Origin of the sequence: uncultured Boseongicola sp. (genome assembly GCF_937988555.1) — a bacterium.
Taxonomy (GTDB): Bacteria; Pseudomonadota; Alphaproteobacteria; order Rhodobacterales; family Rhodobacteraceae; genus Boseongicola.
In genome coordinates, this window is the sequence record NZ_CALJXO010000291.1 from 22,732 (window position 1) to 30,098 (window position 7,367).

The following is a 7,367-nucleotide window of genomic DNA, read 5'->3' on the forward strand; positions in this document are numbered from 1 at the left end:
GATCGACGCCTAAGCGAATGAGAAAGTGCTGCGGTCCGTCCGTGGCGCTTTTTTCGTTACAAAGGGTCGGTTGTGAGCCGGGATGCGAACGTTAGACGTCGCGCAGTTTCATGCGCCCTGCGCGCCCGCCGCGCCGACCCGGCATATCGGCTGCGCGTGCTGGCAGGTCTTCCATGATGGCGCGCCGCGCCTCGGGAGACAGACGCGACCAGATCGTGATCTCATCTGCGGTGCGAGCGCATCCGACACATATTTTTGCGTCACTATGGATCATGCAAATATTGATGCACGGACTTTCGATCTCGTCACGTGTCCAAATGTCGTCGCTCATGGTCGGCTCGCTTCTAGGTGGGACAAACGGTCGAGCGCCCCTTGCAAAATGTAGGACGCCGCGACATGGTCGATCACTTCGGCGCGGCGTTTACGCGAGGTATCAGCCTCAAGCAAGGCCCGTTCGGCCGCGACAGTTGAAAGACGTTCGTCCCAGAAAGAAATCGGCAAGTCAGTCAACTTTTCAAGGTTGCGGGCAAAGGCGCGGGTCGATTGGCATCGCGGGCCTTCGCTGCCATCCATATTGAGTGGCAAGCCAAGCACAATGCCGGCAATGTTGCGGTCCTCGCAGATCTCCAAAAGCCGGGCCGCGTCTAAGCCGAACTTCTTGCGACGTATCGTTTCCAGCGGCGTTGCCACCTGCCGCATACCGTCACTAACCGCGACGCCGATAGTAACTGTGCCAAGATCTAGGCCGGCCAGCGCGCGCATTGGGGGGGTGGCTGCAAAAAAGGCGATTATATCGTCGGTGATCATTGTGCTATCCCAGCCTGCGCACTGGCGCGCGCGATCAATTCCAAGGCTGCGGCGTTGCCTGCAAAGACGCTTGAGGCCTCTGCGGCGATTGCGCGGGCACGTTGGGTGTCGCCAAGAACGCCAAGGGTCGAGATGAGGCGGGCCCAGTCTTCGGGTGGCCCCCCCTCGATGGCAAGACGATCGGCAAGGCGGCCTACCATGCCTTGGATCATTTCGGCGCGCTCTTGCGGGGTCATCTCGTCTGCGGCCTCGATGTCTTCCGGGCGGAGGGCAGGTAGTCCGGAGATCACGGGAAGCTTATAATTCGTCACACCCGCCGCGAAGGCCACGGCGAGGATTTCAGCGCGCACAACAGGAACCCAAGGCGCGTTGGGGGGACTGTCTTCGAGAAGCCGTGCCCAGATTGGGAACGCCCGATCCGCGCGGCCTGCCTGCGCTTCGACAAGACCGAGATAGTAGCGTGCTGCGCCATTTTCGGGCGCCTGGCGCAAAATATCGCGCAAAACGGCTTCGGCTTCGGGTGAGACATAGCCGCCTGCTGCGAAAACCATGATATCGATCAGCGTCAGGCGGTCAACGACAGTGGCACTATTGCCCTTTACCGCAACGATCTGTTCCTGCGCCTCGCGCGCTTGTGCGAAACGACCGATGCGAGCCTCGTATTGGGCAAGGAATGTCAGGCCCTGAATGTCATCGGGCCGCTCTGCTACCGCGCTGCGGAGTTGCGCCATCAGGGTCAGAAACGCTGGATCAGGCGCTTCGGGTTTTGGGAGCTGATCAACCACTTCCGCTTCGGCAGCAACTTGAGCCGGACGGTCTGCACGCGCGACCTCCAAGGCCGCAAGGCGCGCCTGCATTGGCATGTCGCCATAGCCGGGAGCACCAAGCCACGCGTAAGTCGCGATGCCACCAACCACAACAACAAGGGCTACGATTGCAATTCCGGGACCGCTTTGGCCCGTTTGGTCAAACTCACGGTCGCTGGAGCGATTGTCAGCTTCAAGAAGGCGGCGCGAGACTTCGATACGGACCGCTTCTGCCTCGGCCTCGGTCAGAATGCCGCGCGCAAGGTCGCGTTCCACCTCGGTCAGCTGATCCTTATAGACTGCGATGTCCGAATTGGCAGCAGTTACATCATGAAGCCTTGCCGCGCGCAGGGCCCCGATGAGCAGACTTGCGACGACAAGCGCCATTGCGACAGAGATTATCCAAAATAACATTCCCTTCACTTAATGTGCAAAACATCGGATCGGAAGGGATTTCGACCCCTGCGACAGTCGGTCTTGGGGGCAATTCTGGCTTCGTGTCGCGAAACAGCCAAGCCTTGCCGCTTGCTGCCTTCACATTTGTGCTATTTTTTACCAAGAAAGAACAATGCGTCGGACGCTCTCTGACGCCAAAGGGGTGATGCACTGATGAGCCGTTATTCCGTATTCGCTGTGGCGCGTGAAGCATTTCGCGACCATCAGGGCTGGACGCGTGCTTGGGGATCGCCTGAACCAAATCGCAAGTATGATGTGATCATCATCGGCGCGGGCGGACATGGGCTTGCGACGGCCTACTACCTTGGTAAAAATCACGGCATCCGCAATGTGGCGATTCTTGAGAAAGGATGGCTAGGTGGCGGGAATACCGGGCGCAATACGACCATCATCCGCTCGAACTATCTGCAAGACCCCTCGGCGGCGATTTATGAGAAGGCACGCAGCCTTTATGAGGACCTGAGCCAGGACCTTAATTACAACGTTATGTTCAGCCCGCGCGGTGTCATGATGCTGGCACAGACAGAACATGAAATTCGCGGCTACCGGCGGACCGCGCACGCCAATGCCCTTCAGGGCGTCACAACCGAGTTTATTGCCCCTGAGCGCGTGAAGCAGCTGTGCCCCATCATGGAAATACGCGGGCCGCGCTATCCGGTTCTGGGTGCGCTTTGGCAACCACGTGGCGGAACTGCGCGTCATGATGCGGTCGCCTGGGGCTATGCGCGCAAATGCTCTCAAATGGGCATGCACGTTATCCAGAAATGCGAAGTTACGGGTGTCAGGTCCGAAAGCGGCAAAGTCGTTGGAGTGTCAACATCGCGGGGCGATATCGACTGTGACAAGCTGGGCGTCGTTGTGGCGGGGCATTCCGGCCATGTCGCGGATATGGCCGGGTTCCGACTGCCGATTGACTCGGTGGCATTGCAGGCCTTGGTCAGTGAGCCGATCAAGCCGTGCATGGACGTGGTTGTCATGGCGAATACGGTTCATGGCTATATGAGCCAGTCCGACAAGGGCGAGATGGTCATAGGTGGCGGCACGGACGGGTATAACAACTTTACTCAGCGTGGATCGTTCCATCACATCGAGGAAACTGTACGCGCGTTGGTTGAGACGTTCCCGATGATCTCGCGATTGAAAATGCTGCGCCAGTGGGGCGGGATCGTGGATGTAACGGGGGACCGCTCGCCGATCCTGTCAAAAACGCCGCTTGAGAACTGCTTTATCAACTGTGGTTGGGGAACTGGTGGTTTTAAGGCGATCCCAGGATCGGGCTGGGGCATGGCGCAACTGATGGCGAGCGGACATTCGCCTTTAACCGAGGCTTTCGGTTTGGACCGCTTCAGCGAGGGGCGTTTTATTGATGAAAGCGTGGCGGCTGGGGTGGCGCACTAGTGGGGGCCTTCAGTATGACTTTCGCTTCCACCGCCGCCGGCTTTGTTGTCGGTGCTGTCGGGTTTAGGACACAAACCTTTCAGAGCGGCCCATGTGGCGCCAATCTCCAGAAGTGCGAGAGGCAGTATTTGCAAAGCGGGCTTCAACAACGCCGGCTACTTCCACGTCTTCCAGATCGGACCACCGCCCTTGGCGCGATTAGAGGTGCGGTCGGACTTGGTGTTCATGCCGCGCCAGACCGCGAAGATAGCGCCGCCAAGCAAAAGGGCGATTGGCATGATTTGGAAGACAGGTTTCATTCAAGGACCACCGTTGTCACTTCCGCTTGCGCGGAGAAAATTCGCATTCTTGAGGGCTTCGGAATCAATTGGATCCTTTTTCGCCGCTCAATAGGCTTGAAAAACTTGAATCTCTGCAAGAGCTTCGCGCAGCGCGGCTGGAAACGCGAAGGACTTCACTCATTGTACGCATGCTCCATGCATCGTTGCGAAACGTATATAGGGGCTCTTTGCGGTGCGCAAAGCCGTTCGGTGGAAAAACACTGTCTCAATCGCGTCAACGCGCCGATGCCTCAAAATGAATTCGTTGGCTTGAAGGCTGTGAACCGTACAATATCGGTTGGGGAGGACCAACAGGAGATTTCGATATGCAACGAGTCCTCAATCGGTTGCCAACCAGCGGGTCACTCCCCCGCCGCCGTGGGGCATTTGCGGGCTTTATTGTGGGTGCGGCAGTGCCTTTGCTTCTGGTTGGGCTTTTTATCGTTTCGCTGCGCGGCTACGCCAATACCGAGCAGCCGCAGCAGGTCTCTTCCAACTTCTAAACCGCTTTACCGGGGCGAGCTTGGCTTCTCTGCCCTGGCAGCCCTTTATCTTTATCCAAGTGCCGTCCGGTCGGGCGGCGCTTTTGATTGGTTTGAAAGACAGGTTGCGCCATGCTGATTCTGAAATGTCCCTACTGCGGCGTTGCCTGTGACGAGACCGAATTAGACGCCGGTGGGGAAGCGCATCTGACGCGCCACGGCCCCGGGTCCTCGGACAATGCGTTCGAGGAATACATGTTTATGCGGGAAAACCCACGCGGCGTTCATTTCGAGCGGTGGCGGCATGCCTATGGGTGTGGAAAGTGGTTCCATGCAGCCCGTAACACGTCGACGCTTGAAGTATTTGGAACATATTCTGCGCAAGTAATTGAGCCGCCGAAAGACATTCGTGAAGCGATTTCGGCCAAAGTGCCGGGTTGGCGCTGGAGGGACTTCGCATGAGTCATCGTCTTGAGACCGGCGGTCGCCTGATCGATCGGACTGTACCGCGCCAGTTTACTTTCAACGGTAAGACCATGCGGGGGTACGCGGGCGATACACTGGCCTCGGCTCTTCTTGGGCAGGGGCAGATGCTTGTTGGCCGTTCGTTCAAGTACCACCGCCCGCGCGGTATCGTTGCCAGCGGCGCGGAAGAACCAAATGCCCTTATGAGCCTTGGTACTGATAAAACATTCGAGCCAAATGCACGGGCTACGACGACTGAATTGTTCGATGGGCTGGCGGCAGAGAGCCAAAACCATTGGCCAAGCCTTGAGTTTGACATCGGCGAGATCAACGCAAAGCTATCGCGGTTTTTGCCGGCGGGATTCTATTATAAGATGTTCCTTTGGCCCAGGTCGTTCTGGAAGCATGTCTACGAGCCGATTATTCGCAAATCCGCTGGTCTTGGGCGGGCGCCCCGGCACCGGGACGCAGACCACTACGAGCATTTCAATGCCACGGTGGACGTTTTGATCGTTGGCGGCGGCATTGCCGGCCTTCAGGCGGCGAAAGCTGCCGGTGAAGTGGGTGCCGATGTGTTGTTAATTGAACAGACTGCCCATTGGGGTGGCCGGGCGCCGGTGGATGGCGCGGTGATTGATCGCGTTTCGGCGGATGAATGGGTGAGCACGACTTTGGCGACTCTTGAAGCCATGCCAAACGTGCGGCTGCGCATGCGCACTATGGGGGCGGGCGTTTATGACCACGGCTATGCCTTGGCCTACGAGCGCCTAACGGACCACGCGCCTGATCCCAGCCTACCGCGGCATCGCCTCTGGCGTATTCGCGCTGGGAGGATCGTGACTGCGACCGGAGCAATCGAGCGTCCCTTGTCCTTTGCTGGGAATGATTTGCCGGGGGTTATGTTGGCCTCCGCGGTGCGTGACTACGTGACGAATTATGCCGTGGCTCCGGGGCAGCGGACGGTTGTTGTGACGAACAATGACGATGGGTACCGCACGGCGTTGACGGTGCAAAACGCCGGTTTGGAGGCTGTAGTTCTGGACGCGAGATCTGGAGCGACTGGCCCCCTGGCAGAGGCCGCGCGCGCGGCCGGTATCCGCGTGATGACTGGGCGCGGAATTTCCAAAGTGACTGGGAAGGGCAAGGTCGAGGCTGTTGCTGTCTGCGATGTTCTGGGCGCGGGCGCCGTCCTTGAGGAACTTCAGGCGGATTGCGTCGCGATGGCGGGAGGTTGGTCTCCGGTCGTGCATCTTTGGTCCCATTGCGGTGGCAAGCTGACCTGGCAAGACGACGGCGCGCTCTTCAGACCTGACCCTAAGCGTGCACCAACCGGCGCAGACGGCGCGGCTTTTGTTCTGGCGGCTGGCACGGCCAATGGTGAGTTCACGACGGTTGACGTTTTGTCGGATGCTCAAAAAACGGGCGAGGCCGCGGCCATTCAGGTGGTGGCTTCGGGGAAGGCTGGTGCGGCTGCAACGGCGGATCCTGAAACCGTGCAGGCGATGCGCCCGGTTTGGACGATGCCCGAAAAGGCATCTTACGCGCTGCGTTCGAAGGCTTGGCTTGATTACCAGAACGATGTCAAAGTGACGGATGTTGAGTTGGCCGCACGCGAGGGGTTCGAAAGCGTTGAGCACGCAAAGCGGTACACGACGCTTGGAATGGCCACGGATCAGGGCAAACTGAGCAATATCAATGGCCTTGCAGTTCTTGCGGGTCAACTGGGGCAGGACATCCCGAAAGTCGGCACGACAACATTCCGCCCGCCATATCATCCGATCTCGATGGGCGCGATTGCGGGTGAAGCACGGGGCGATCTGTTCCAGCCGATCCGCAAAACGCCGATCCATGATTGGCACGACGCAAACGGTGCCCATTGGGAGCCGGTTGGCCATTGGCGTCGCCCCTATGCTTTTGTGAAAGAGGGCGAAGACATCCAAACGGCAGTGAACCGCGAGGTGCTGGCAACCCGCAATAGCGTGGGGCTTTTGGATGCTTCGACACTTGGCAAACTGGTCGTGAAAGGGCCAGATGCCGGGCGTTTCATGGATATGATGTACACGAATATGATGTCGACGCTGGCGGTGGGCAAATGCCGGTATGGTCTGATGTGTTCGGAGAACGGCTTTTTGTCGGATGACGGCGTGGTGGCCCGGATCGACGAAGACACTTGGCTTTGTCATACAACGACGGGCGGGGCTGATCGTATCCACGCGCATATGGAAGAATGGCTTCAGACTGAGTGGTGGAACTGGAAGGTTTACGTGGCCAATGTGACGGAACAATACGCTCAGATAGGCGTTGTGGGCCCGAAGGCGCGCGACGTGTTGATAAAGCTGGGCGGGATGGATTTGTCGAAGGACGGCTTGCCGTTCATGCAATGGGCTGAGGGCGCGCTCGGGCAGTTTTCAGCGCGTGTGTTCCGGATATCGTTTTCAGGGGAGTTGTCCTTTGAGATTGCGGTTCCCGCAAGTCAGGGGCGTGCGTTTTGGGATACCCTGTTGGAAGCCGGCGCGGAGTTTCGGATCACGCCATATGGCACCGAGGCTTTGCACATCATGCGCGCCGAAAAGGGCCTTATCATGATTGGCGACGAGACAGACGGCACGGTTATTCCGCAGGACTTGGGACTG

General features: G+C 58.5%; 8 protein-coding genes. 4 read left to right on the forward strand and 4 right to left on the reverse strand.

The features are described from left to right. Nucleotides 1-91: 91 nt before the first annotated feature. From Q1B15_RS17170 to ccmI, 3 genes are read right to left on the reverse strand one after another with little or no spacing between them, the layout of a single operon-like run. Entirely contained in the window at nucleotides 92-331 is a 240-nt protein-coding gene (locus Q1B15_RS17170) for a DUF1289 domain-containing protein (protein WP_299755964.1), read from the reverse strand. Then, complete coding sequence (gene ruvX, locus Q1B15_RS17175; RefSeq protein WP_299755967.1) at nucleotides 328-807, reverse strand: Holliday junction resolvase RuvX; 480 nt, start codon at nucleotides 805-807, stop codon at nucleotides 328-330. The genes Q1B15_RS17170 and ruvX overlap by 4 nt, the downstream gene beginning before the upstream one ends. After that, nucleotides 804-2,027, reverse strand: coding sequence for a c-type cytochrome biogenesis protein CcmI (gene ccmI, locus Q1B15_RS17180; protein WP_299755970.1), 1,224 nt, complete (start codon nucleotides 2,025-2,027; stop codon nucleotides 804-806). Before ccmI ends, ruvX begins: the two co-directional genes overlap by 4 nt. 195 nt (nucleotides 2,028-2,222) lie before the next feature. On the opposite strand from ccmI, the gene Q1B15_RS17185 reads away from it, so the two are divergent. Beyond that, nucleotides 2,223-3,467, forward strand: a complete 1,245-nt coding sequence (locus Q1B15_RS17185) for a sarcosine oxidase subunit beta family protein (protein WP_299755973.1) — start codon at nucleotides 2,223-2,225, stop codon at nucleotides 3,465-3,467. Between the two features lie 155 nt (nucleotides 3,468-3,622). On the opposite strand, the gene Q1B15_RS17190 is transcribed toward Q1B15_RS17185, so the two are convergent. Continuing rightward, the gene (locus Q1B15_RS17190) at nucleotides 3,623-3,766 is read right to left on the reverse strand and encodes a hypothetical protein (RefSeq protein WP_299755975.1); all 144 of its coding nucleotides are present in this window, start codon (nucleotides 3,764-3,766) and stop codon (nucleotides 3,623-3,625) included. Nucleotides 3,767-4,113: 347 nt separating this feature from the next. Here Q1B15_RS17190 and Q1B15_RS17195 point away from each other — a divergent pair, with 347 nt between their 5' ends. The 3 genes from Q1B15_RS17195 to Q1B15_RS17205 all read left to right on the forward strand — a co-directional run. After that, nucleotides 4,114-4,290 (forward strand): hypothetical protein, encoded by a 177-nt coding sequence (locus Q1B15_RS17195; RefSeq protein ID WP_299755977.1) that lies wholly within the window; start codon nucleotides 4,114-4,116, stop codon nucleotides 4,288-4,290. 111 nt (nucleotides 4,291-4,401) lie between these two features. After that, on the forward strand, nucleotides 4,402-4,731 hold the full coding sequence (locus tag Q1B15_RS17200) for a sarcosine oxidase subunit delta (protein ID WP_299755979.1): 330 nt from the start codon (nucleotides 4,402-4,404) through the stop codon (nucleotides 4,729-4,731). Further along, on the forward strand, nucleotides 4,728-7,367 hold a 2,640-nt coding region (locus Q1B15_RS17205; protein ID WP_299755982.1), incomplete at its 3' end, for a 2Fe-2S iron-sulfur cluster-binding protein. The genes Q1B15_RS17200 and Q1B15_RS17205, both read left to right, overlap by 4 nt.

What these genes read in the sequence shown, in the direction of transcription:
- Q1B15_RS17170 (WP_299755964.1), bottom strand. Translation starts at nt 331, where the DNA reads ATGAGCGACGACATTTGGACACGTGACGAGATCGAAAGTCCGTGCATC.
- ruvX (WP_299755967.1), bottom strand. Translation starts at nt 807, where the DNA reads ATGATCACCGACGATATAATCGCCTTTTTTGCAGCCACCCCCCCAATG.
- ccmI (WP_299755970.1), bottom strand. Translation starts at nt 2,027, where the DNA reads ATGTTATTTTGGATAATCTCTGTCGCAATGGCGCTTGTCGTCGCAAGT.
- Q1B15_RS17185 (WP_299755973.1), top strand. Translation starts at nt 2,223, where the DNA reads ATGAGCCGTTATTCCGTATTCGCTGTGGCGCGTGAAGCATTTCGCGAC.
- Q1B15_RS17190 (WP_299755975.1), bottom strand. Translation starts at nt 3,766, where the DNA reads ATGAAACCTGTCTTCCAAATCATGCCAATCGCCCTTTTGCTTGGCGGC.
- Q1B15_RS17195 (WP_299755977.1), top strand. Translation starts at nt 4,114, where the DNA reads ATGCAACGAGTCCTCAATCGGTTGCCAACCAGCGGGTCACTCCCCCGC.
- Q1B15_RS17200 (WP_299755979.1), top strand. Translation starts at nt 4,402, where the DNA reads ATGCTGATTCTGAAATGTCCCTACTGCGGCGTTGCCTGTGACGAGACC.